Here is a 22,124-nt window from a genome sequence, read left to right as displayed (position 1 = left end):
CCCGCGTGCTCGCTAAGGACTTCGAGCAGCAGTACAATGACGGCCTGATCACTCAGGGCGAAAAGTACAACAAGGTGGTCGACGCTTGGGCGAAAGCCTCGGAAAAGATCGCCGAGCAGATGATGAAGGAAATCTCGTCGGTCAAAATGCTCGAAAATGGCCGCGAGGAAGACATCAACTCCATCTACATGATGGCGCATTCGGGTGCCCGTGGTTCGCAGGCACAGATTAAGCAGCTTGCGGGTATGCGCGGGCTGATGGCCAAGCCGTCGGGCGAGATCATCGAGACCCCGATCATCTCGAACTTCAAGGAAGGCCTGACCGTCCTCGAATATTTCAACTCGACCCACGGCGCTCGCAAGGGCCTTGCGGACACGGCGTTGAAGACTGCCAACTCGGGCTACCTCACGCGCCGTCTCGTCGACGTGTCGCAGGACGCGGTCATCGTCGAGGAAGATTGCGGCACCGACCAGGCGCTCGAAATGCGCGCCATCGTCCAGGGCGGTACCGTCATCGCCAGCCTGTCCGACCGCGTGCTTGGCCGGACCACGGCAGAGGACATCGTCGACAGCAAGACCGAGGAAGTCGTCATCCGCGAGGGCACTTTGCTCGACGAAGCGATGGTCGCGCAGATCGAGGCGCTCGGGCTGCAGGGGATGAAGATCCGCTCGCCGCTCGTCTGCGCCTCGCTCCAGGGCGTTTGCGCGCGCTGCTATGGGCGTGATCTTGCCCGCGGCACCCCGGTCAATATCGGCGAAGCGGTCGGCGTGATCGCGGCGCAGTCGATCGGTGAACCTGGCACGCAGTTGACGATGCGTACGTTCCACATCGGTGGCGCGGCGCAGGTCAACGAGCAGTCGAACCTCGAATCGATCTGCGATGGCCATGTCGAATACCGCGACATCCCGACCATCGTCGACAAGCGCGGCCGCCTGCTCAGCCTCGCGCGCAACGGTGAAATCGTGCTTTACGATACCGAAGGCCGTGAACGCGCAATGCACCGCGTGCCTTACGGTACGCACCTGCTCCACAAGGATGGTGCAACCGTGAAGCAGGGCGAACGCCTGGCCGAATGGGATCCGTTCACCAACCCGGTGATCACCGACAAGCCCGGCACCGTTCGCTACCAGGACCTGATCGACGGCAAGACGATGACCGAAGTGACCGACGATGCCACTGGCATCGTGCAGCGCGTTGTCACCGAAAACCGCTCCACCGGTCGTGCCAAGACGAACGATCTTCGTCCGCGCATGACGCTGATGGACGGCGATAGCGGGGAAGCCGCGCGCTACATGCTGGCGCCGGGTACTACGCTTTCGGTCGAGGACGGCCAGGAAGTCGCAGCGGGTGACGTGCTTGCCCGTGGCAGCCGCGAAGCTGCGAAAACGCGCGACATCACCGGTGGTCTGCCGCGCGTTGCCGAACTGTTCGAAGCGCGCCAGCCCAAGGACAAGGCGGTCATCGCCAAGATCTCGGGCCGGGTCGAATTCGTCCGCGATTACAAGGCGAAGCGCAAGATCGCGATCGTGCCCGAGGAAGGGAACACGGTTGAATACCTGATCCCCAAGTCGAAGGTTATCGAAGTCCAGGAAGGCGATTACGTCAAGAAGGGCGATACGCTGATCTCGGGCAGCGCCGATCCGCACGACATTCTGGAAGTGATGGGGGTCGAGGCTCTGGCCGAATTCCTCGTCGCCGAAATCCAGGAAGTCTACCGGCTCCAGGGCGTGAAGATCAACGACAAGCACATCGAAGTGATCGTCCGGCAGATGCTGCAGAAGGTGGAAATCACCGATGGCGGCGACACCACCCTGCTGGCGGGCGAACAGCTCGATTACGAAGAAATGAACGAATACAACGCGAAGCTCGAACCGGGCCTGCGCCTGGCGGTGGGCAAGCCGGTGCTGCTCGGCATCACCAAGGCTTCGCTGCAGACGCGTTCGTTCATCTCTGCCGCATCGTTCCAGGAAACCACCCGCGTGCTCACGCAGGCGGCGGTCGAAGGAAAGTGCGATTCGCTGATCGGTCTGAAGGAAAACGTCATTGTCGGCCGGCTTATCCCGGCGGGCACCGGCGCCGGCATGAACCGCATGCGCGTGGCCGCCACCAGCCGTGATGCCGCGCTTCGTGCGCAGTACCGCAAGCTGCAGGCCTCGCTCATTGCCCCGGCAACCGCAGCGGAAGAACACGCCGCTGAACTGGCGCAAGGCCCCGAAGCGGCGATCGGTGACGATCCGCTGGCGCTGGTCGAGGGTGCAACCCATGGGCTGGACGCGGATGCAGGTGATTACCTGCTCAAGGCCGGCAACGAGGGTGAGGCTGAATAAGCCTTTCATTTTCGGGATACGCTGAAATCAGGAACCCCGCTGGAGCGATCCGGCGGGGTTTTTGGTTTTGCCTTCAAGTGTCAGGCGTAAGCCATCTGCTCCAGCGCTGCATAGGCCCCAAGCGCGCCGGCATCGGCAAAGGGTGCCATCTGCGCCATGAACACGCCCGCAACGTCAGCCTTGGGATCGATCCAGTAGTAGCTGTTGAAGATCCCCGCCCATGACAAGCTGCCGGGCGAGCGCCCATCGCGGCCCTGGTCGGGGTTGATGAGGAAGCCGAGGCCCCAGCCGCTGTGTTGTTCCGGAAAGGGATCAAACGCGGTGGCGAATTCGGGCATCGAAGTGCCGACTGCGCCGGCCTTGAGCGGCGCGACCTGGTTGCGGCTCATCTCGTCAACGGTTTCGGTCTTGAGTACGCGCGCGCCGTCAAGTTCGCCGCCACGCAGAATCATGCGGACAAACCGGGTGTAATCGGGCGCGGTCGAGATCAGGCCTCCGCCGCCCGATTCGAATTCGCCTCCGCCCAGGAACATCGGGATTGTGCCAAGCCCGCCTTCAGGGTTCCGCACGTGGACCCGTGCGGCGTTGTCGGGCAACGCACGAAGGAAACCGGTTTCATCCATGCCCAGCGGTTGAAACACGTGTTCGGCGAGGTAGACGCCGAGCGACGAACCCGTAGCGGCTTCGATGGCGAGTCCGATCCAGTCCGTGGCGACGCTGTATGCCCACTGCTCGCCGGGATCGAACAGCAGTGGCATGGTAATGCCGCGTCGGCTGCCCGGCGCCGGCATGCCGGTCGCCTGATAGAAGCACAGAACTTCGGGCTGGACAAAGGCGTAGCCGAGGCCCGCGGTGTGAGTGAGCAAGTGGCGCAGCGTGATCGGGCGGCTGGCTGGTCGCAGTTGGGGCGTGCCGTCCGCAGCAAAACCGGTGAGAACCCGATTGTCGGCAAGATCGGGCAGCACGGTGCCGATCGGTGCATCGAGCGACAGCGCGCCGCGCTCCACCAAATGCATCACGCCGACCGAGACGATTGCCTTGGTCATCGACGCGATCTGGAACGGCGTGTCCACCGCCATCGGCCGGCCGGTGGTGGCGTCGGCCATGCCGAACGCGCGCGCGTATGTCTCGCCTTCGCGGGTGGAGAGCATGGCGACGGCGCCGGGCAGCTTGCCCTGGGCGATCGCGGTTTCGAGCGGGGTGTCATCGATCATGCGTGCAAGGCTAGCGGCTTGTCGGGCGCGGCGGAAGCCGCCTTGGAGAATCGGTTTGATCGATCGCTGCACGACGTTGGTAGAACGCTCGACAGGATTGCGGCCAAGCTCTGACAATGCGAACCATGCCGGGCGCAAAAGCGCTTCGCGAACGGGGGAAATTCGATGGCAGGATTGTGGATGGGGGCAACGCTCCGATGGATGGCGGCGCCCATGGCGATCGGCGCAGCGCTGGCGGCGGTGCCCTCGTGGGCCGAAGCGCCCAAGCCATTGACGGCGGACGTGGCGCAAGCGCTGGGCGATGTTGCGGCTTTCACCGCCGTCCATGACTGGACGGTCACCGCCGGTCCAGACCTGATTCGCGTGTCAGCGCCCGAGGGCGACCTGGCCGTGACCGTGATCGACCTTGGCCGGGTAGCCGATGCGCGCGCAGCAGCGACCTTGGCGCTGGCCAGGACTGGCGCAAAGCCGCGCCCACTCGAAGTTCTGGCTCCGCGCGCGCCGATTGACGGGTGGGACGAGCGCGCGGTGGCCGATTTCACCGTGCCCCCGGGCGAGCACGCCGTGCTCGAAGTCACGGTGCTGCGACGCGGTGATCGCTGGGTGGCGCTGGTGTTGGACGGCTCGCAAGCCACCGGCGAGAAACGCGGCGCGGCACTGGGCCAGATGACCAGCAGCTTGCGCCCCAAGGGCTTCGCGCGCGAGGATTTCTCCGCCGCCACCGCGCACAAGCTGACGCCCGAGCGGGTCAAGGCGCTGACCGATTTCGTTGCCGATGCGCTGGTGAAGTTGCAAGTGCCCGGCGCGGGGATTGCGCTGATCCAGGACGGCAAGATCGTGTGGGAAGGCGGCGTGGGCGTCAAGGCGCTCGGCGGCACCGCGCCGGTCGGTGCGCATACGCGCTTCATGATCGCCTCGAACACCAAGGGCATGTCGACGCTGCTGCTGGCGCGGCTGGTCGATGAAGGCAAACTGCGCTGGGACCAGCCAGTCACGCAGGTCTATCCCGGTTTCCGGCTGGGCAGCGCCGAGATCACCGGCAAGGTGGTGATGCGCCAATTGGTTTGCGCATGCACCGGGCTGCCGCGCAAGGACATGGAATGGCTGTTCGCGACGCGGCCCGATACCCCGGCGAGCGATACATTCGTCCAGCTTGCCGCCACTGCGCCAACCTCGAAGTTCGGTGAAGTGTTCCAGTACAACAACCTGATGGCCTCGGCCGCGGGTTATGTCGGCGGGCACATCGCCTATCCCGCGCTGGAACTGGGCGCGGCTTATGACAAGGCGATGCAGACGCGCGTGTTCGGCCCGCTGGGCATGACCGACACCACCTTCGATTTCACAGTCGCGCTTGCCGCCGATCATGCCGATCCGAGCGCGCTGGCACTCGATGGCAAGCCGGTGCCGCTTGCGCAGACGCTCAATCGCCAAATCGCGCCGTTCCGCCCGGCGGGCGGCGCCTGGTCGAGCGCGCACGACGTGGCGCGCTACGTCCAACTCGAACTTGGCGAGGGACAGTTGCCCGATGGCACCAGGCTGGTGAGCGCAGCCAATCTGCTCGAACGCCGGCGCAAGAACGTGCCCGCGGGCGAGGACACATTCTACGGCATGGGGCTGGAAGTGCGGCACCGCTACGGCGTGGACGTGGTGTTCCACGGCGGCAGCCTGGCAGGCTACAAATCGAACTGGTTTGCGCTGCCCGGCGCTCGCACCGGCTTGGTGGTGCTGACCAATTCGGACGAAGGCGGCAACTTGCTCGACCCCTTGCTGCGCCGGCTGATCGAGGTACTCTATGACGGCCGCCCGGAAGCCGCGGCGCGCGTGGCTGCTGCGGCGCAAAGCACGCAGGCCGAGATGGCGGCACTCCGCACGAAGCTGAGCCTTGGCGAAGACGCCATCGCTATGCAGAATCTGGCGGCAAACTATCGCAACGCCAGTCTGGGCCGGTTGGAGATCGTGCGCGAAAACGGGGTCAGTACGGTACGGATCGGCGGGTTTGTCGAACCCTTCGCGATCCAGCACAACCCCGACAAGACCGACAGTGTGGTCGTGACCGGGGCGGATTTGCTCGGCGTCGACGCGTTGATCGGGCAAGTGGATGGCAAGCGCACGCTGACGATGCGTGACGGGCAACACGTTTACGTGTTCACCGCGGATTGAACGCGCGCAAGCAAAAGCCCCGCCGGACGCATGGTCGGGCGGGGCTTCGGTTTTGCTCGCCACGCCCGAGGGCGCGCGTTCAGTCGATCAATGCGCGCCGGCGGGCTTGGCCGGTGCCGCAGCAGCGGCCTTGGCAGCCTTGTGCTTGTAGTAATAGTGGCCGGCCGCGCAGCCCGCCATCGCGCCGGCAACCGCGTGGTGCCCGGCATAGTGGCCCGCGACGCCGCCCGCGATCATGCCGCGAATGCAGCCCTTGGCCGATGCTTCGCCCGGCGCAAGCGAGGCGATGAGAGCGGCGGAAATGACAACTGGAAACAGTTTGCGCATGGGATTCTCTCCATAGTTGACCGGTCGCACCGCGTCCGGGTCAACGCCGGATATAGTGTGCTACCCCGGCAATACGCTATCGCGATCGACAAGATCCGTGAAAATATCTGCGAACAGCAATGGTTTCCGTAAGCCTGGCGTAATTCAACCCTCACCCCGGCTTGCGGTGCTCGCCCTTGACCCAGCGCACAGTGCCCGAACTGGCGCGCATCACCACGCTTTCGGTGGTCAGCGTGCCGTCCTTGCGGCGCTTGACGCCGGCCAGCAACGATCCATCGGTCACGCCAGTGGCCGCGAAGATGCAATCGCCCTTGGCCAGTTCGCTCAGATCGTACTGCTTGTTGAGGTCGGTGATGCCCCACTTGCGCGCGCGCGCTTTCTCGTCCTCGTTACGGAACAGCAGCCGGCCCTTGAACTGGCCGCCGACGCAGCGCAGCGCGGCTGCCGCCAGCACGCCTTCAGGGGCTCCGCCCGAACCCATGTAGAGATCGATCGTGGTATCATCGTTGGTGGTGGCGATCACGCCTGCAACGTCACCGTCGGGGATGAGCTGCACGCCGCAGCCAAGCGCGCGCAATTCGGCGATCAGCGCGGTATGGCGCGGGCGGTCGAGCACGCAGACGATGATGTCGGCCGGCTCGACGCCCTTGGCTTTGGCCACCGCCTTGACGTTCTCGCTCGGAGACTTGTCGAGGTCGATCACGCCTTCGGGATAGCCGGGGCCGACCGCGAGCTTTTCCATATAGACGTCGGGCGCGTTGAGCAGGCAGCCTTCTTCGGCGATTGCCAGCACGGCCAGCGCGTTGGGGCCGGCCTTGGCGGTGATGGTGGTGCCTTCGAGCGGATCGAGCGCGATGTCGATGCGCGGGCCGGTGCCGATCGCGCTGCCGACCTTTTCGCCGATGAACAGCATCGGCGCTTCGTCACGCTCACCCTCGCCGATCACGACGGTGCCATCCATGTAGAGTTCGTTGAGCGCCGCGCGCATGGCTTCGACCGCGGCCTGATCGGCGGCCTTTTCGTCGCCCCGGCCGATCAGCTTGGCGGCGTTGATCGCAGCCGCTTCGGTGACGCGCACCATCTCGAGAACGAGCACGCGATCAAGAACCTGGCTGACGGGCGTGCCGCCATGTGACGAAGTTTCGGACATGAACGGCTTCCTTGCAGAATAGAGCGATGCCGCGCGCTTAGCCACGGGTGCCCGCGCTGTCGAGTGGCGTGCCGGTGTTTGTGGGCGTTCATTGGTGGTTCACGCATCGAACCTCCCCTAACGCACCGGACGGAAGGCGGTGAACGACGTGCTAAACTCTCGCGGCTGGGTCACGCTCGGCTGGCTTGCCATCAGTGTTGTGCCAATCGGCGCGGTTGCGCCTGCTGATGCGCAGGCGCTCTATGGCCCGGTCAATGAAAAACCCGAATCCGAAAAATCGATTTCCGAACGCGCAGATGCAGCCTTGGCCCGCGAAAAGGCCATGTTCGAAGACCCTACCAAGCGCTGCAAGCGCGAGGCTGAGAACAGCCGTGAAATTGTGGTCTGTGCCGATCCCGACAGGAACAAACGCGACCGGCTGCCCTTGCGCAACGAAACCGACTCCGCGAAATCGACCCGTACGGGCGTGCCGCGCGCCCCCGACCTCGATGGCATCAAGTGCCGCCCAGGCGCAGATGGTGTTTGCCGCGGCAACATCGGCCGGGCACCACCGCCGATCTACTATATCGATCTCAGCAAGATCCCCGAAGCCCCGCCGGGATCGGATGCCGACAAGATCGCCAAGGGTGAGATTCCGGCGCCGTAACTCTGGCGTTTCAGTCGCTCAGGATATGCATCACCAACGGCGGTTCGGTCAGGCTGGGCGAGCCATGGAGCAAGCGCAGGGCTTTGGCGATCGCGGATTCAGGACCTTCGTGCGTGACCATCGCCACGAGCACGGTGTCGGTGCCGCCCGCACCCGCGCGACCCTTCTGGATAAGGCTTTCGATCGACACGCCGGCGTCGCGCATGGCGGCAGTGATTTCGGCCAGAACGCCCGGCCGATCGGCCACGGTAAACCGCAGATATGCCCGACCCATGCGGGGGCCACTGTCGGCTGGAGCCAGCGTTTCGAGCGCGGCGACAGGGATGGAGAACGGCGCAGCACCAGGACCTTTGGCATCACCGCGTGCGATGTCGATCAGATCGGCCACCACCGCGCTCGCGGTCGGCCCATCGCCCGCGCCCGCGCCCTGGAACAGCAGCCGGCCCGAAAAGTTGCCCTCGGCCACAACCGCATTGGTTGCGCCGTCGACATGCGCCAGCGGGTGATCGCGCGGCACCAGGTGCGGATGGACGCGCTGGAACAGCCGCGTGGTGCCATCGGCGGCTTGCTCGGTCTCGGCCATGCCGATCAGCCGGATGTAATAGCCCAGTGCATCGGCCTGCGCGATATCAGCGGCCAGCACGCGGCGAATACCGGTGATCTCGACCGGCGCGAAATCGATCGTGGTGCCGAACGCCACGCTCGCCAGGATGGCCAGCTTGTGCGCGGCGTCCACCCCGTCGATGTCGAAGCTGGGATCGGCCTCGGCATAGCCCTTGGCCTGCGCTTCGGCGAGCACCGCGGCGAAATCGGCGCCGGTGTCCTCCATCGTCGAGAGGATGTAATTGCAGGTGCCGTTGAGGATGCCATAGACCCGCAGGATCGCGTTGGCCGCTGCGCCTTCGCGCAGGCCCTTAATCACCGGCACGCCGCCCGCCACCGCCGCCTCGAACTTGAGCGCGACACCGGCTGCTTCGGCTGCAGTGGCCAGTTCGATGCCATGATGCGCGATCATCGCCTTGTTGGCCGTCACCAGCGCCTTGCCCTGCGCCAGCGCGCGGCGGGCCAGCGTCAACGCCGGGCCGTCGGAGCCGCCGACCAGTTCGACCACCACGTCGATCCCGGGATCGGTGGCGAAGGCGGTCATGTCGTCTTCCCAGCGGTAAGGCGAAAGGTCGACGCCGCGGTCCTTGCTGCGATCGCGCGCGCTGATTGCCACGATTTCGATGGCGCGCCCGGCGCGCCGCTCGATCAGTGCGGCGTTGGTTTCGATCAGGCGAACGACGCCCCCGCCCACGGTGCCAAGCCCGGCCAGCGCGATCCGCAGCGGTTTGCTCATCTGACAGTGTCCCCAACAAGGCCGTTCGGCCAGGCGCCGGCCCCTAAGGCAGCGCGCCTGAAATTACCAGAGTCCGGCGTTATTCCTGAACCCCAAGCGCCAGTCTCGCCCGCGGCGGAACCGGCATCGGCTGTCCGCTGGCAAGATCGACGTGGACGTGGACCAGCACGATCGTCGCGCGCAGATCCTGCTCCACGCCATCGTCGGCGCCGTGCAGTTCGATCCGTGTGGTCACGCTGCTGGTGCCGATGCGATCGGTCCACACCCGGCCTTCGACCCATTCATCGACCCGGATGGGGCTGCGGAAATCGACTTCGGCGCGCACCACGTGGAATTCGAGCGCATCATCGCCGGCGAAATGCACGCCGCAATCCCGCCAATGCTCGGTGATCAGCAAGTCGGCATATTCGAGGTAGCGCGAATTGAAGACCACCGACTGGGGATCGACTTCGGCATATCGGACACGAAAGCGGTGAGTGAAGGGCGCAGAAGGTGGGGAATCGGGCATAACGGTTCAATGCCGCGTGCGCGGACAACTGCCAAGATCGGAGATGACTTTCGCGTAGTCCTGCGCAGCCAGTGCGGCATCGGCCGGATCGATCGAGATATTGGCACCAGCGGGCAAGCTGTGCGGCAGAAAGCAGGCGAGCCGATACCACAGCAGCGTGTTGCGTTCGGGCTGGCGGGCGGCGGGGTCGATCACGTCGCCCAGGCTCAGACCCCAGTGCGGCGCCACGCCCGGGCTGCGCACGACGCTGATCGCGAAAGGATCGCGCGTGGTGGCAACGAAGATCTGCGTCTCGCCCTCGCCGGTCAGCGTGCCGGCCACATGCAGCACGTCGCGAAGCCCGCGCACCTTGGGCGGTGCGGCGGGGTCAACCAGTTCGGTCAACACGCCGCGCAGCCGGGCTTCGGTTTCCTGGTTCCAACCGACTGCGGCATCGGGGGCGACCAGTTGAAGCTCGCCCGCGCTGCCGCGCACGGGCCGGGCGAACACGAACAGCAGACCCTTCGGCATCACCGGGCGGCGGCGCACGGCGTCTACGGGCACGTCGGCGAGGAAGTGCAGCGATTCGCCGACCCCGTCGCCCAGCAGCACCGCGCGGGTGCGCGCTTCGATATAGATGCGCGCAAAGCCGGGCCTGACGCCTGGCGATTGCTCTGGCTTGAGCGCGGCCGCCTTGCGCACTTCGACCCGCGCCACAATCGGCGTGCCATCGACGAGGTCGACCAGATCGGCATAGGCAAGCTGTGGCGCCGGGGGCGTCGTGGCCGGGACAATTGCGGCATTTCCGGGATTTAGCGGCAAGAGTGTCATGGCCCCGGCAGCGGCAAGCATGATCGGTCGGATGCGGTGTGCTGGCATTGTTCAAGGTCCTTTTCAGATCATGAGTACCAAGCCCCGCAGCGGCGCATGACGGAGCATCTGGAGCGCGCAACGTCTGAATTTGCCATTAACCCACAAAGCAATTGCGCGCCTTTCCCTTCGGCGTTAGAACTAGCGGTGTACGGGCAGCCTCAAGAATAATGCCCGACAAAATCGCTGCCGGTCGCCCTGCGCCCGATAGCGGAGTACGGGGTTGCCCGGCAGGGTGGATAGCAATAAGAATTTGCCTGACGCGCCAGGAAGGTGATTCCCGGCCGCAGGAATCGCCTTGGTCTGAAGGCGTGTGTCTGTCATCGGCCTGTGCTTCGGCCAGGACTCGAATTGGGAGTTTAACAGCTGAATGGCCTACGCTGACCAAAACCAGATGAGCGGCAATCGGATGACCGTGTTCATCGTCGTGGCGATTCTGCACATCGTCGTCGGCTATGCGCTGGTCTCCGGCCTTGCAGCTTCGGCGTACAAGAAGATCAAGGAAACGACGAGCGCGATCGACATCAAGGACGAACCGCCGCCGCCGCCGCCGCCACCACCTCCAAAGGAAAAGCTGCCGCCGCCGCCGCCCATCGTGGCGCCGCCGCCGAAGATCCAGCTCAACGTGGTGACGCCGCACATCGAAACGGTACAGACACCACCGCCGCCAGCGCCGCCGCAAGTCGTGGCATTGCCGCCGCCACCGCCGGCCGCTCCGCCGCCGCCACCGCGGTTCACGGCAAAGCCCGCGTCGCTGAAAGGCGCCAGCTCCGGGTTGATGTCGGACAACGATTATCCGACTTCGGCAATGCGTGAAGGCAAACAGGGCGTAACCGGGTTTCGGTTGACGGTCGGGCCGGACGGTCGCGTGACCGATTGCACGGTGACCAAGTCCAGCGGTTCGCCCGAACTTGACGACACGACCTGCAAGCTTGCCACTCGCCGCGCGCGCTTCTCGCCCGCACTGGATGGTGACGGAAAGCCGACGTCGGGTTCGTACGCAACCTCGGTTCGCTGGCAGATACCCAAAGACTGACACTGCGCGCCGGCTCGGTCTGGGCCGGCGCCAGACCTTCATTGCCCACATTGCTCACCCATTTCGTATTGTATTGAGAGGAAGACCCGCACATGCTTATCCACATCCTGGCCGAAGCGGTTGCTGATGCTGCTCCGCAGAACAAGTTCGGTTTCTACGAAGCCCTGTTCACGAAAGAAGGGCCGAACTATATCGGCATCACAACGGTCATCATCCTCGCGATCATGTCGTTCGGGTCATTCTTCATCCTGTTCACCAAGTACTTCGATCAGCAGAAGATCATGGGCCAGTACAAGGCGCTGCGCGCAAACTTCTGGCGCGCTCCCACGATCCGTGAAGGCGCTAGCAAGCTCGACAAGGACAGCGCCTGGCGCCAGCTCGTCGACGATGGCATCGCGGCTGAAGACCAGCACAGCAAGATGACGGACTCGATGGAAGCGCATGACTGGCTCCACGGTTCGCTCGCGCGGTCGGAAGCCCTCGTCAATTCGCGTCTTGCCGGTGGTCTGCCGTTCCTCGCTACCGTTGGTGCAACCGCGCCGTTCGTCGGCCTGTTCGGCACCGTGGTCGGCATTTACCGCGCGCTGATCGCGATCGGTCTTGCCGGATCGGCTTCGATCGACAAGGTTGCTGGCCCGGTCGGTGAATCGCTGATCATGACGGCGCTCGGCCTGCTCGTGGCGGTTCCCGCAGTGCTCGGCTACAACTGGCTTCAGGCACGCAACAAGAAGATCGCTGAATTGCTCTCGGGTTTCAGCACCGATCTGCTCGCGAACATCAACTCCAAGGGCACGATCAAGCCTGCTTTGGCGGCTGCTCCTGCTGCTCGCGCGGCCGCTCCTGCTGCCGCTGCGCCGAAGAAGTAAGCTCCAGGTCTGGGTGCGCGCGCCTTATGCGCGCACCCGGTCCGTTCTCGCTGGTCCATGGCCGATAAATCGGTGGGGCACCCGTCTACGGCCCCTCTGCCCGCGACAAGCAACGGATAGGATTTAGAATATGGCAATGACGGTAGGCGGCGCAGGGGGACAAGAACGCCCCATGTCCGAAATTAACACCACCCCGCTGGTGGATGTGATGTTGGTGCTGCTGATCATCTTCCTCATCGCGGTTCCGATCGCGATCCAGTCGGTTGAAAAGCTCAAGGTTCCCATTCTCCCGTCCGAAGAATCGAAGGAAAAGGTCGAAAACCTTCAGCTCGCGGTCGTCGCAACCGATAGCGCCGGACGCAGCCCCAAGCAGGCGGGTTATGAAGGCTCTGCGCGCGGTGGCCAGTGCCGGGTCTATGTCAACAACACCACCCCGGTAGACAGCACCGAACTCTACAAGCAGGCCTTTGCCCGTCTTGATGCGATCGTGAAGCGCGAAGGCGGTGCCGCAAACATGGATCCTGAAAAGATCCCCGAAGTGCACATTCGCGGGGACGTCAACGTCCCTTGGAAGTGCATTGCCGGTGTGATCTACGGCGTGCAATCGGCGGGCTTCCCGAAGGTGGGCTTCATTTCGACCCCGGTCGATCCGAATCCCAAGTAAGCGGGCAGAAATTCTCGGGCCACCAATGGCCTGGCGCATGCAATCAGGCTCTGACGAGCCGGACTTGAAAACGGAGTAACCCAGATGGCAATGAGCGGCGGCAAAGACGATGGCTCGCCGATGATGGAAATGAACACGACGCCGTTGATCGACGTCATGCTCGTGCTCCTCATCATGTTCATCATCACCATTCCGGTGGCCAACCACGCGGTCACGATCGATCTGCCGTCGCCGAACGATCAGCCACCGCCGGACGTCCAGATCAAGCCGGACAAGAACAAACTGAACCTCACGGCACAGAACCAGATCCTTTGGAATGGTACGCCTTTGAGCGAATCGCAGTTGGTCACAACATTGCGCGCCACAAAGGCCATGGCGGTCGAGCCTGAACTCCAGTTCGAGCCCGAAGCTTACGCCAGCTATGAAATCGCGAACCGGCTGATGCGGGACATTACCCTGCTCAAGCTGACCAAGTTCGGGTTCGTGCACAACGAACTCTACGCGACGTTCACCAAGCAGTAAGCGCGAGCGGAACGAACCCGGCGAAAGCCAACGAACGGGGCGGAGCAATCCGCCCCGTTTGCTTATGGGGCCGCAGATTCCGCCTCAACTACGCCGGATCAGGCCGCATCGCCGCCGCGGCCAGGCTCTCCGCTTCCTCCAGCAATTCATCATCCGCTGCTCCCTGCGGCAGCGATTCGCGGCCGATCATCACCAGCACCGGCACCGCCAGCGGACTGACCCGCTCCAGTTCCACATGTACAAGCTGCCCAGCTGCGCGTTCGAGCAAATCGCCCAACCGACCGACATCGGTCATCTTCGCGCGCGCATCGGCCCACGCGGCTTGCAACAGCAAGTGATCGGGTTCGTATTTTCGTAGAACATCGTAAATCAGGTCGGTCGAGAAGGTGACTTGGCGACCGCTTTTCTTCTGCCCGGGCTGCTGCCGTTCTACCAGTCCGCCGATCACCGCCACTTCGCGGAAGGCACGGCGCAGCAGGTAACTGCCCTCGACCCACTCGACGAATTCGTCGCCCAGGATATCGGGTGAAAGCAGCGCCGCCGGGTCCGTGATCGGCTTGAGGCCCCAGACCGCCAAGGCATAATCGGACGCCACGAAGCCGAGCGGTGAAAGCCCCTGCGCTTCCATCCGGCGCGTAACCAGCATGCCCAGCGACTGGTGCGCCGCCCAGCCCTCAAACGGATAGAACACCGTGTAATACCGCCCGCGATAGGGAAAGCTTTCGGCAACCAGCGCACCCGGGCCAGGCAGGACGCTGCGCCAATCCTGCATCTCCAGCCACTCGCGCACATCCTCGGGAAAGCGTGCCCAACCTCCGCGATCGAACAATAGCGTGCGAACGCGATCAGCAAGATGCGTAGTCAAAGGCATCCGCGCGCCCATGTAGCTGGGGATCTGCCCGGCTTTCTTCGCCGCGCGCACGATCAGTTCAAGGTCTTTCAGTGCCTCGACTTCCAGGTCCATGCCGGCAAAGCGGATGGTATCACCCGGCCTCAGGCTGGCGCCGAAGTTCTCCTCGACCTTCCCGAGAGAGCGCCCGTTCCGAAACCGCACATCGAGCATTTCGGCATCGACGATGATCCCGGCGTTAATGCGGTGCCGCGCTGCCATCTCGGGATGCGTCAACCGCCACCTCCCGTCAGGATCGCGCACGATTTTCCGGAAGCGATCATAGGCTTTAAGGGCATACCCACCGGTAGACACGAACCCGAGCACGCGCCGCCATATCTCCGCATCCAACCACGCATAGGCAGCGGACGAGCGGATCTCCGCCAGCAATTCACCCTCGTGAAACGGCCCGGAACAGGCGCAACCCATCACGTGCTGCGCCAGCACATCGAGCCCCCCATCACGGAACGGATCGCCATCACGCTGGCCCTGGTTCACCGCATCGACTGCCGCGGTCGCCTCGAGGAATTCAAAGCGGTTGCCCGGCACCAACAGCGCGCGGCTGGGACAGTCGAGCCGGTGATTGGCGCGCCCGATCCGCTGCAGCAACCGCGATGAACCCTTGGGCGCGCCCATCTGCACCACCAGGTCGACATCGCCCCAGTCGACACCGAGGTCGAGACTGGCCGTAGCCACCAGCGCGCGCAACTTGCCGCTCGCCATCGCAGATTCGACTTTGCGCCGCGCCTCCTTTGATAGCGAACCGTGGTGGATGCCGATCGAAAGATTGTCGTCGTTGGCGTCCCACAACAGCGAAAAGATCAGCTCGGCCAGAAACCGCGTATTGGTGAAGATCAGCGTCAGCCGGTTGGCCTTGATCGCCTCGTACAACTGCGGAACCGCCCAGGTCGCCGCGTGGCCGCCCCACGGCATTGCGATCGGTTCGGGCGCATTTTCGGGCAGCAGGATCTCGACTTCGGGTGGCGCACCGGCCTCGCCCTCTACCAATGCGACCGTATCGATCTCGCCCCACGGCGCCAGCCACGCCTGGTACTCGCCCGGATCCGCCAGCGTTGCCGAAAGCGCGGCCCGGCGGCAATCGGGCGCGAAGCCCAGCAGCCGCGTGAGCGCCAGCGCCAGAAGATCGCCGCGCTTGCCCGTGGCGAAAGCGTGGACTTCGTCGATCACCACGCGCTGCAAGGTCGCAAACAGAGCCGCGCTTTCGGGATAAGTCAGCAACAGCGAAAGCGATTCGGGCGTGGTCAGCAACACATGCGGAGGCCGTGCCCGCTGCCGGGCCTTGCGATCGCTGGGCGTATCACCGCTCCGCGTCTCGACCCTGATCGGGAGGCCCATTTCATCGATCGGCGTCATCAGGTTGCGCTGAACGTCGTGCGCCAGCGCCTTCAGCGGCGAAACATAGAGTGTGTGCAAGCCCTCGGGCGGCGGCCGCCCACTAAGCCGCGACGGCGAGAAGGCTGCCAGCGTCGGAAGAAAGCCAGCCAGCGTCTTGCCCGCGCCGGTATCGGCCACCAGCAACGCGTGAAGGCCCGCATCGTCCGCGCCAAGCATGTCGGTCTGGTGCCGCCGCACGCGCCAGCCGCGGCCGGTGAACCAGGCTTCGATTTCGGGCGGGATTGCGGCCTGTTGCATGTTGACGAAGCTCGATCGGAGCGAGTGGGAGGCTATGGATTGGAAGTAGAGCCTCCGGCGGGCAAGGGCCACCGCCCTTGCTACCCGGAACTGGCCACGCCGTGTATCATCGAAGCGGCATCACGTGCCGCGAAGCGGCCTTAAACCGTTCGGACGTTCGGTCGGGGAGCTCCCTTGCCAAACCAGCTCACCTCGACAGCACCGGGATGCAAGGGTGATGACCCTTGCCCGCCAGAGGCACTTTTACCCATTCACGCTCAATGCCCAGCCTGCGGCCCGCGCTCAAGTCCGCTTGTTGCTAGCTGGTTGTCGATCTGCGTCAAGAGCCGCTCCAGTCCGTTCTGCGTATGGCTTTCGGCGCGCGCGACCAGCACGTCCTGGGTGTTCGAGGCGCGCAGCAGCCACCAGCCGTCGACGGTGTTGACGCGGGCACCATCGGTTTCATCCACCGTGGCGCCGCTGGTCTTGAGCCGCGCTTTCACCTCGTCGATCACCGCAAACTTGCGGGTTTCGTCGACCTGGAAGCGCAATTCGGGGGTGTTGATCATCGCCGGCATCGCGCTGCGCAAGCTCGTGACCGATTTTCCGAGTCGCCACGAGGCGGCGATCAGCCGGATTGCGGCGTAGAGCGCATCGTCGAATCCGTAATATTGGTGCTTGAAAAAGACGTGGCCGCTCATTTCGCCGGCCAAGGGACTGCCAACCTCCTTCATTTTGGACTTTATCAGGCTGTGCCCGGTCTTCCACATCAGCGGCTTGCCACCGAGTTCGGAAACGCGGTCGAACAGTGCCTGACTGGCCTTCACATCCGCGATAATCGTGGATTCTGGCTCCATCCGCAGCAGGTCCTCGGCGTAGATCATCAGCAGTTGATCGCCCCAGATAACCCGGCACTGGCCATCGATTGCGCCGATCCGGTCTCCGTCTCCGTCGAATGCCACTCCGAAGTCGAGGTTCTTGTTAACTACAGCGGCCTTAAGATCGGCCAGATTCTTCTCCTCGGTTGGATCAGGATGGTGATTGGGAAAATGCCCGTCCACTTCGGTGAAAAGCAGTACGTGTTCGCCCGGCAGGCGCGAGGTCAGCAGTTCGAGCGCGGGGCCCGCCGCGCCGTTGCCGGCGTCCCACGCGATGCGAAGACGGCTCAGCCATTCGCGGTCGATCCCGTCGAGGCCTTCTATCAGCCGGTCGACATATGTGCTCAGGATCTCGCGGCTCTCGCTCGTACCGTTGCCGTCCAGCCAATCGCCGCTGGTGGCCAGTGTCCCGAGATCGAGTATGTCTTCGCCGAAGAACGGAAGGCCGCCAAGTACCATCTTGAAGCCATTATAATTGGCGGGATTGTGGCTGCCGGTTATCTGAATGCCGCCTTTCACATCTTCCATTGACGCTTCGGCATAGTACAGCATCGGGGTAGGCCCCATACCCACCCGCACCACGTCGACGCCACTGGCGTTGAGCCCTTCGATCAATGCGTGCTCAAGCATCGGCGAACTCGTCCGCCCGTCATATCCTACCGCCACCTTCAGCACACCGTCTGCATCGCCGTGCAAGCGCCGCACACGCGAGCCGAAACCGCGCCCGATCGCGCGTGCATCGTCTGCACCCAACGTTTCACCGATGATGCCGCGAATATCGTATTCGCGCAGGACGGTGGGGTGGAATTGATGACTCATGCGGATGCTTGCTCCTGAATGCAGGATTGGAGTGAAGACCGGGATTTCAAAAAACTGAACCTGCCGATGGCGCTCGGATCAGCGAAGCTGACGTTCCGACAATCGGGCCAACAGCAAATCGCGCGCCGCTGCCGCTTCATGCACGGCTTCGCTCGATCCGCCACGATCGGGGTGAACTTGCGTCAGCCGCCGGCGGTGCGCTTCGATGATATCCTCACGGGTTGCACTGCGCGACACGCCCAGCAACGAACGGGCGCGGGCTTCGGCGGCAGACCGGTCAGCCGCGCGCATCAATTCCCATGGCCAGTGGCCCGACAAGCTTTTGCAGGCAATACTGCCGAGCACCACCAGCATGATGAGCTTGATCAAGGCCGAAACCCCGTCACTGCGCGGCTTCCAGCACGGGATCCGCTGACACGCGCGCGGGATTCGGCAGGTTGAGCCCCATCACCAGTGCGCGCATTTCCTGCCGCGCGACGAGATGGCTGGTCCCGAGTTCGCCCAGGTGGCCCTTGTCGAGCAGCGTCAGCCCCGACGGGAACAATTCGCGGTAGATCACGCGTTCGGACAGGCCATTGGTCACCCGGAAACCGACGCGCTTCGACAATTCACCCAGCGCCTGGTCGATCCGGCGCATGTTGCGCGCTTCGACGTGCTGGGTGCGGTTGCGCACGACCACCCAGTCCATCTCCTTGCGACCTTGCTTGATCGTGGTCATCGCGCGCTTCTTGCGGGCTTCCCAGATCATCTCGGCATAGAACGACAGGCGCCGCACCTTGAACGTTTCGGCGTCGACCTGGCCAATCAGGTCGAAATCGACGAAGCTGTCGTTGAGCGGGGTCACCAGCGTATCGGCGAACGTGGCGGCATGGCGCGCGAAGGGATCGTCGCGGCCCGGCGTGTCGAACAGCAGGAAATCGTGACCTGTGCCGACGTCGAGCGCCATCGCTTCGAGCTGTTCGACGCTGTCACCGCGGAACACTTCGAACGTGGCGGTAGGCAGGGCAATGCTGCGGCGCTTGATCGTTTCGGCGCGGTTTTCGAGATAGCGATGGAGTGTGCGCTGCCGCGGATCGAGGTCGATCACCGCAACTTTGGCACCCTGATAGACCAGCGCGATGGCAACGTGCATCGCCGTGGTGGACTTGCCGGTGCCGCCCTTTTCATTGGCGAAGACGATCCTGTGCGGATCGCCGGCGGACGGACCGTGCGGTTGCGCCGTGCCGGGAAGCTTGTCGAACTGGCCGCTGGTCACCGAAATTCCTGCCTTTTCCATTACAATTGCGAGTGGCTTGCCCACGGGCTAGGGGACCGCCTATGGCCGCCGCCAGGTTAAGCCGCAAACCGCCGCGCGGTGGCTCGGGATTAGAGGACAGGGGATCGCGGTGCAAACCATCTTCCGGCTTGACGCGTTGCGGACGTGCGTTGCCGACCTCAAAATGCGTGGAAAAGACCAGATCGGCCGATCCCTGGCGCTGGTGCCGACGATGGGCGCCATCCACGATGGCCATCTCGCGCTGGTGCGTGAAGCGCGCAATCATGCCGATCTGGTGGCGGTATCGATTTTCGTGAACCCGCGCCAGTTCAGCGCCAACGAAGACCTCGACGCTTATCCGCGCACGTTCGACGCGGATTCGGCGCTGCTCGCGGCCGAAGGCGTCGACCTGCTGTGGGCGCCCACGCTCGATCAGATGTATCCGGCGGGCTATGCCACCAACGTCTCGGTCAGCGGCGTCAGCGAAGGCGCTTGCGGCGCCTCGCGGCCCGGACATTTCGATGGTGTGGCCACGGTGGTGTGCAAGCTGTTCCACCAGGTGCTGCCCGATATTGCGCTGTTCGGCGAAAAGGACTGGCAGCAGCTTGCGGTGATCCGGCAAATGGCGCGCGATCTCGATCTGACCCGGCCTCATGTCCACGCCATCATCGGCGTTCCTATCGTGCGCGAAGCCGATGGCCTGGCGCTGAGCAGCCGCAACCGCTACCTTTCGCCCGAAGATCGCGCTCGCGCGGTTGCGCTGCCCCAGGCGATGCACCGCTGCGTTGCCGTGATCGAGCAAGGGGAGGCAGTGCCGAACGCACTTGCCGCATTGCACGTAGCGCTACTGTCGGCCGGTTTCAGCACGGTTGATTATGCCGAGTTGCGGGATTCCGAAACGCTCGCTCCGCTGGTCGCGATCGGGCCGCGCCCCGCGCGATTGCTGGTGGCGGCGCGGATCGGCGGCACGCGGCTGATCGACAATATGGGACTCAGCGCAAACCTTTAAGCAGATTGGCCAAGCGGTCCCCGGCCATCGCAATACGCAAGGTGGCGATGGCGTATGCCCTTACGTTGGCCTTGGGTCCAAGCACCGCTGCGTGGTCACGATCGCGCCCGGCGTTCAACGTGGTGTCGCGATAAACGACCCGGTCGGCGAGCACGCGGCTTTCGCCCATCCATGCGGCGAACCGGGCGTGCGGCGCCAGCGTGGCTGAACGATCGGCGGGGAGCCGCAGCGCTTCTGCGCGCGATGCCAGGTCTGCCGCGCCGGCGCTGTCGTCGAGGAGGGGGTCTTCGGCGGCATGATCCCAGTACTGGTGCAGTTCGAGCGGCTGGTCGCCCACGTTGGGGCGTACCCAGGCGATCGTGCCCAACCGGTCGGTCGCGTAGAAGCGCCACGACATGTGGTGCCCGGCGTGGAGCGGCTGCTGGATATCGCCCGTCAAGTGGAACACCCAACACAGCGCGATGGCGCGATCGCCTGCGGGCCTGGCAGGGTCGAGCGCTATGGCAAGGTTCCGATCGAATGCGCCGGCGGCCTCGCCGGCTTCGTAAGGCAGCCAGGTCCAGCCGCTGGCGACCCGCGCTTGATAATGCCATTCAGGATGGCTCCATGGCGTCGAGCGGATATCGTCGGGCCAGCGTGCCATCCATTCAAACACCAGCCGATCGCGTACAGGGCCGTGCGCGGCACCGAGATTGCGGGCGAAGCGCGCCGCGTCGGGATGGTGCGCCATGATTGACAGCACCGCGCGCAACGCTGCCGGGTCACTGACGGCAAGTTTGTCGTGCGCGATTGCGCCACTCGCCATGTGCCCGGCATTCGACCAGGCGCAAGCGGGTGTGGCAGCCAGCAAGAAGGCCGTGGCCGCGATGGCAAGCAGCGCGTGGGCAAGGGGTGATCGCAAGGTCATGCCGCACCCATAACGCCGATCGGCGCGCCGGCAAACTCGTGCCGCTGCGCAGCCGTCCGCCCTGGGCTGGAACCAAATCGTCGACTCCGGGTTTTCCATTCAACATCTTAGGGGAATTACCATGGCAAATTATACCGACGAAAACGGACGTGTTGTTGTTGAACGCCGCAGTGGTGCAGGCACCGTGATCGGTGTTCTGGTCGCTTTGGCAGTGGTTGTCGTCGTGGTGCTGTTCGCCACCGGCTTCTGGAGCGCCAACGTGACCAAGGAGGGCTCGCTGCCGTCGATCAAGGTCGAAGCCCAGGGCGGCGAACTGCCCAAGGTCGACGTGGATTCGAAGAAGATCGTGGTCGGCACAACCCAGCAGACGGTCGATGTACCGACTGTCGAAACCAAGAAGACCAAGATCGACGTGCCCACCGTTGGCGTGAAGAACTGATCGTTCGGCACGGCCCGGCAAACGCCAGGCCCGCTCCGCTCGCGCCCGTCAGGCTTCGGCCTGGCGGGCGTTTGGCGTTGATGGGCTAGCCGAACAAGTCCGGTTCGCGCGGGCGGGGTGCCGGGGTGTTGGTCGGTGCGAGCTGCTCGGTCGCAAGCTCGCGCATCTCGGCGTCTGGAAACGGCTGCTGCATCGCGGCAGCTACCGCGCCATCGCCGGACAGCCAGGCATCGGCCAGCGCGCCCGGGGTCAGCAGCACCGGCATCGCCTTGGGGTGGATCGCTCCGACCATCGCATTGGGCGCGGCAGTCAGGAACGCGAAGCGGGGTCCCTCAACGGTCGGGCGCCACAATCCCGCGAAGGCGAACGGGCTGTCGTCGGCCAGCGCGAACCAGTGCTTGCGCTTCCTGCCGGTCGCGGGATCGGGCTTGGCCGACCATTCGCTGAACGCGGTTGCGGGCACCAGGCATCGTCTCGCCGGATCGGCCAGCGCCGATCGCCACATCGGCGAGGCCAGGTTGCGGACATTGGTGATCGGCCGCTTGATTTCGCCGAACGGCGGCCAGCCCCAGCGCATCGTTTCGAGCCGGCGCGGCTGGCCGTGCGCGGCGCTCAAAATCACCGGCGCCATCGCCTCGGGATAGATTTCATCCATCGCGCCCAAGTTCGCGCCCGTCGTATCGAGCGG

Annotated in this window: 20 protein-coding genes and 1 pseudogene; 9 read left to right on the top strand and 12 right to left on the bottom strand. The window is 64.3% G+C overall.

The window, feature by feature from the left end:
• Positions 1-2,327, top strand: a pseudogene (locus Q0R16_RS11150) (DNA-directed RNA polymerase subunit beta'); the annotation flags it as partial.
• Between the two features lie 80 nt (positions 2,328-2,407).
• On the opposite strand, the gene Q0R16_RS11145 reads toward Q0R16_RS11150, so the two are convergent.
• Positions 2,408-3,541 carry a serine hydrolase domain-containing protein gene (locus Q0R16_RS11145; RefSeq protein WP_295635970.1) on the bottom strand — a complete coding sequence of 378 codons (1,134 nt, stop codon included), beginning with the start codon at positions 3,539-3,541 and terminating at the stop codon, positions 2,408-2,410.
• A 201-nt stretch (positions 3,542-3,742) separates the two neighbouring features.
• Here Q0R16_RS11145 and Q0R16_RS11140 point away from each other — a divergent pair, with 201 nt between their 5' ends.
• Positions 3,743-5,701, top strand: a complete 1,959-nt coding sequence (locus Q0R16_RS11140; RefSeq protein ID WP_295635969.1) for a serine hydrolase domain-containing protein — start codon at positions 3,743-3,745, stop codon at positions 5,699-5,701.
• Between the two features lie 87 nt (positions 5,702-5,788).
• Here the strand turns inward: Q0R16_RS11140 and Q0R16_RS11135 are convergent, their stop codons facing one another.
• Positions 5,789-6,028 carry a hypothetical protein gene (locus tag Q0R16_RS11135; RefSeq protein WP_295635968.1) on the bottom strand — a complete coding sequence of 80 codons (240 nt, stop codon included), beginning with the start codon at positions 6,026-6,028 and terminating at the stop codon, positions 5,789-5,791.
• A gap of 151 nt (positions 6,029-6,179) precedes the next feature.
• Positions 6,180-7,178 carry a class II fructose-bisphosphatase gene (glpX, locus tag Q0R16_RS11130; RefSeq protein ID WP_295635967.1) on the bottom strand — a complete coding sequence of 333 codons (999 nt, stop codon included), beginning with the start codon at positions 7,176-7,178 and terminating at the stop codon, positions 6,180-6,182.
• Positions 7,179-7,317: 139 nt separating this feature from the next.
• Here glpX and Q0R16_RS11125 point away from each other — a divergent pair, with 139 nt between their 5' ends.
• Entirely contained in the window at positions 7,318-7,824 is a 507-nt protein-coding gene (locus Q0R16_RS11125; protein ID WP_295635966.1) for a hypothetical protein, read from the top strand.
• A gap of 10 nt (positions 7,825-7,834) precedes the next feature.
• Here Q0R16_RS11125 and Q0R16_RS11120 read toward each other — a convergent pair whose 3' ends face one another.
• From Q0R16_RS11120 to Q0R16_RS11110, 3 genes are all read right to left on the bottom strand, one after another.
• Positions 7,835-9,163, bottom strand: coding sequence for a homoserine dehydrogenase (locus Q0R16_RS11120; RefSeq protein ID WP_295635965.1), 1,329 nt, complete (start codon positions 9,161-9,163; stop codon positions 7,835-7,837).
• A 79-nt stretch (positions 9,164-9,242) separates the two neighbouring features.
• Positions 9,243-9,671, bottom strand: a complete 429-nt coding sequence (locus Q0R16_RS11115; RefSeq protein ID WP_295635964.1) for a thioesterase family protein — start codon at positions 9,669-9,671, stop codon at positions 9,243-9,245.
• Positions 9,672-9,677: 6 nt separating this feature from the next.
• Entirely contained in the window at positions 9,678-10,481 is an 804-nt protein-coding gene (locus Q0R16_RS11110; RefSeq protein WP_295635963.1) for a hypothetical protein, read from the bottom strand.
• Between the two features lie 409 nt (positions 10,482-10,890).
• Here Q0R16_RS11110 and Q0R16_RS11105 point away from each other — a divergent pair, with 409 nt between their 5' ends.
• From Q0R16_RS11105 to Q0R16_RS11090, 4 genes are all read left to right on the top strand, one after another.
• Positions 10,891-11,556 carry an energy transducer TonB gene (locus Q0R16_RS11105; RefSeq protein ID WP_295635962.1) on the top strand — a complete coding sequence of 222 codons (666 nt, stop codon included), beginning with the start codon at positions 10,891-10,893 and terminating at the stop codon, positions 11,554-11,556.
• A gap of 92 nt (positions 11,557-11,648) precedes the next feature.
• Positions 11,649-12,422 (top strand): MotA/TolQ/ExbB proton channel family protein, encoded by a 774-nt coding sequence (locus Q0R16_RS11100; RefSeq protein WP_295635961.1) that lies wholly within the window; start codon positions 11,649-11,651, stop codon positions 12,420-12,422.
• 172 nt (positions 12,423-12,594) lie between these two features.
• Positions 12,595-13,086 (top strand): biopolymer transporter ExbD, encoded by a 492-nt coding sequence (locus tag Q0R16_RS11095; protein WP_295635960.1) that lies wholly within the window; start codon positions 12,595-12,597, stop codon positions 13,084-13,086.
• A gap of 84 nt (positions 13,087-13,170) precedes the next feature.
• Positions 13,171-13,608 carry a biopolymer transporter ExbD gene (locus Q0R16_RS11090; protein WP_295635959.1) on the top strand — a complete coding sequence of 146 codons (438 nt, stop codon included), beginning with the start codon at positions 13,171-13,173 and terminating at the stop codon, positions 13,606-13,608.
• 88 nt (positions 13,609-13,696) lie between these two features.
• On the opposite strand, the gene Q0R16_RS11085 is transcribed toward Q0R16_RS11090, so the two are convergent.
• The 4 genes from Q0R16_RS11085 to Q0R16_RS11070 all read right to left on the bottom strand — a co-directional run bounded on the left by Q0R16_RS11085 (position 13,697) and on the right by Q0R16_RS11070 (position 19,102).
• The gene (locus Q0R16_RS11085; RefSeq protein WP_295635958.1) at positions 13,697-16,150 is read right to left on the bottom strand and encodes a ligase-associated DNA damage response DEXH box helicase; all 2,454 of its coding nucleotides are present in this window, start codon (positions 16,148-16,150) and stop codon (positions 13,697-13,699) included.
• Positions 16,151-16,407: 257 nt separating this feature from the next.
• On the bottom strand, positions 16,408-17,826 hold the full coding sequence (gene pgmG / locus Q0R16_RS11080) for a phosphoglucomutase/phosphomannomutase PgmG (protein ID WP_295635957.1): 1,419 nt from the start codon (positions 17,824-17,826) through the stop codon (positions 16,408-16,410).
• 78 nt (positions 17,827-17,904) lie between these two features.
• Complete coding sequence (locus tag Q0R16_RS11075; RefSeq protein WP_295635956.1) at positions 17,905-18,195, bottom strand: J domain-containing protein; 291 nt, start codon at positions 18,193-18,195, stop codon at positions 17,905-17,907.
• A 13-nt stretch (positions 18,196-18,208) separates the two neighbouring features.
• Positions 18,209-19,102 (bottom strand): division plane positioning ATPase MipZ, encoded by an 894-nt coding sequence (locus tag Q0R16_RS11070; RefSeq protein WP_295635955.1) that lies wholly within the window; start codon positions 19,100-19,102, stop codon positions 18,209-18,211.
• Between the two features lie 109 nt (positions 19,103-19,211).
• Between Q0R16_RS11070 and panC the strand changes: the two genes are divergently transcribed.
• Complete coding sequence (gene panC / locus Q0R16_RS11065; RefSeq protein WP_295635954.1) at positions 19,212-20,090, top strand: pantoate--beta-alanine ligase; 879 nt, start codon at positions 19,212-19,214, stop codon at positions 20,088-20,090.
• Here the strand turns inward: panC and Q0R16_RS11060 are convergent.
• A complete protein-coding gene (locus Q0R16_RS11060) occupies positions 20,074-20,997 on the bottom strand; it encodes a S1/P1 nuclease (RefSeq protein WP_295635953.1) in 924 nt (307 codons plus the stop codon). The two genes, panC and Q0R16_RS11060, sit on opposite strands and share 17 nt — an antisense overlap.
• A 121-nt stretch (positions 20,998-21,118) precedes the next feature.
• On the opposite strand from Q0R16_RS11060, the gene Q0R16_RS11055 reads away from it, so the two are divergent.
• Entirely contained in the window at positions 21,119-21,436 is a 318-nt protein-coding gene (locus Q0R16_RS11055; RefSeq protein ID WP_295635952.1) for a hypothetical protein, read from the top strand.
• 85 nt (positions 21,437-21,521) lie between these two features.
• Here Q0R16_RS11055 and Q0R16_RS11050 read toward each other — a convergent pair.
• A partial coding sequence (locus Q0R16_RS11050; protein ID WP_295635951.1) for an SOS response-associated peptidase family protein occupies positions 21,522-22,124 on the bottom strand: 603 nt, incomplete at its 5' end.

The sequence above is a fragment of the Novosphingobium sp. genome, from assembly GCF_025351285.1.
GTDB lineage: Bacteria > Pseudomonadota > Alphaproteobacteria > Sphingomonadales > Sphingomonadaceae > Novosphingobium.
Note: the sequence above shows the minus strand (reverse complement) of the source record. Positions and strands in the feature narration are given on the sequence as shown.

Coding starts and splice junctions, on each gene's coding strand:
- Q0R16_RS11145 (WP_295635970.1), bottom strand. CDS start 3,541: ATGATCGATGACACCCCGCTCGAAACCGCGATCGCCCAGGGCAAGCTG.
- Q0R16_RS11140 (WP_295635969.1), top strand. CDS start 3,743: ATGGCGGCGCCCATGGCGATCGGCGCAGCGCTGGCGGCGGTGCCCTCG.
- Q0R16_RS11135 (WP_295635968.1), bottom strand. CDS start 6,028: ATGCGCAAACTGTTTCCAGTTGTCATTTCCGCCGCTCTCATCGCCTCG.
- glpX (WP_295635967.1), bottom strand. CDS start 7,178: ATGTCCGAAACTTCGTCACATGGCGGCACGCCCGTCAGCCAGGTTCTT.
- Q0R16_RS11120 (WP_295635965.1), bottom strand. CDS start 9,163: ATGAGCAAACCGCTGCGGATCGCGCTGGCCGGGCTTGGCACCGTGGGC.
- Q0R16_RS11115 (WP_295635964.1), bottom strand. CDS start 9,671: ATGCCCGATTCCCCACCTTCTGCGCCCTTCACTCACCGCTTTCGTGTC.
- Q0R16_RS11110 (WP_295635963.1), bottom strand. CDS start 10,481: ATGACACTCTTGCCGCTAAATCCCGGAAATGCCGCAATTGTCCCGGCC.
- Q0R16_RS11105 (WP_295635962.1), top strand. CDS start 10,891: ATGGCCTACGCTGACCAAAACCAGATGAGCGGCAATCGGATGACCGTG.
- Q0R16_RS11100 (WP_295635961.1), top strand. CDS start 11,649: ATGCTTATCCACATCCTGGCCGAAGCGGTTGCTGATGCTGCTCCGCAG.
- Q0R16_RS11095 (WP_295635960.1), top strand. CDS start 12,595: ATGTCCGAAATTAACACCACCCCGCTGGTGGATGTGATGTTGGTGCTG.
- Q0R16_RS11090 (WP_295635959.1), top strand. CDS start 13,171: ATGGCAATGAGCGGCGGCAAAGACGATGGCTCGCCGATGATGGAAATG.
- Q0R16_RS11085 (WP_295635958.1), bottom strand. CDS start 16,150: ATGCAACAGGCCGCAATCCCGCCCGAAATCGAAGCCTGGTTCACCGGC.
- pgmG (WP_295635957.1), bottom strand. CDS start 17,826: ATGAGTCATCAATTCCACCCCACCGTCCTGCGCGAATACGATATTCGC.
- Q0R16_RS11070 (WP_295635955.1), bottom strand. CDS start 19,102: ATGGAAAAGGCAGGAATTTCGGTGACCAGCGGCCAGTTCGACAAGCTT.
- Q0R16_RS11060 (WP_295635953.1), bottom strand. CDS start 20,997: ATGACCTTGCGATCACCCCTTGCCCACGCGCTGCTTGCCATCGCGGCC.
- Q0R16_RS11055 (WP_295635952.1), top strand. CDS start 21,119: ATGGCAAATTATACCGACGAAAACGGACGTGTTGTTGTTGAACGCCGC.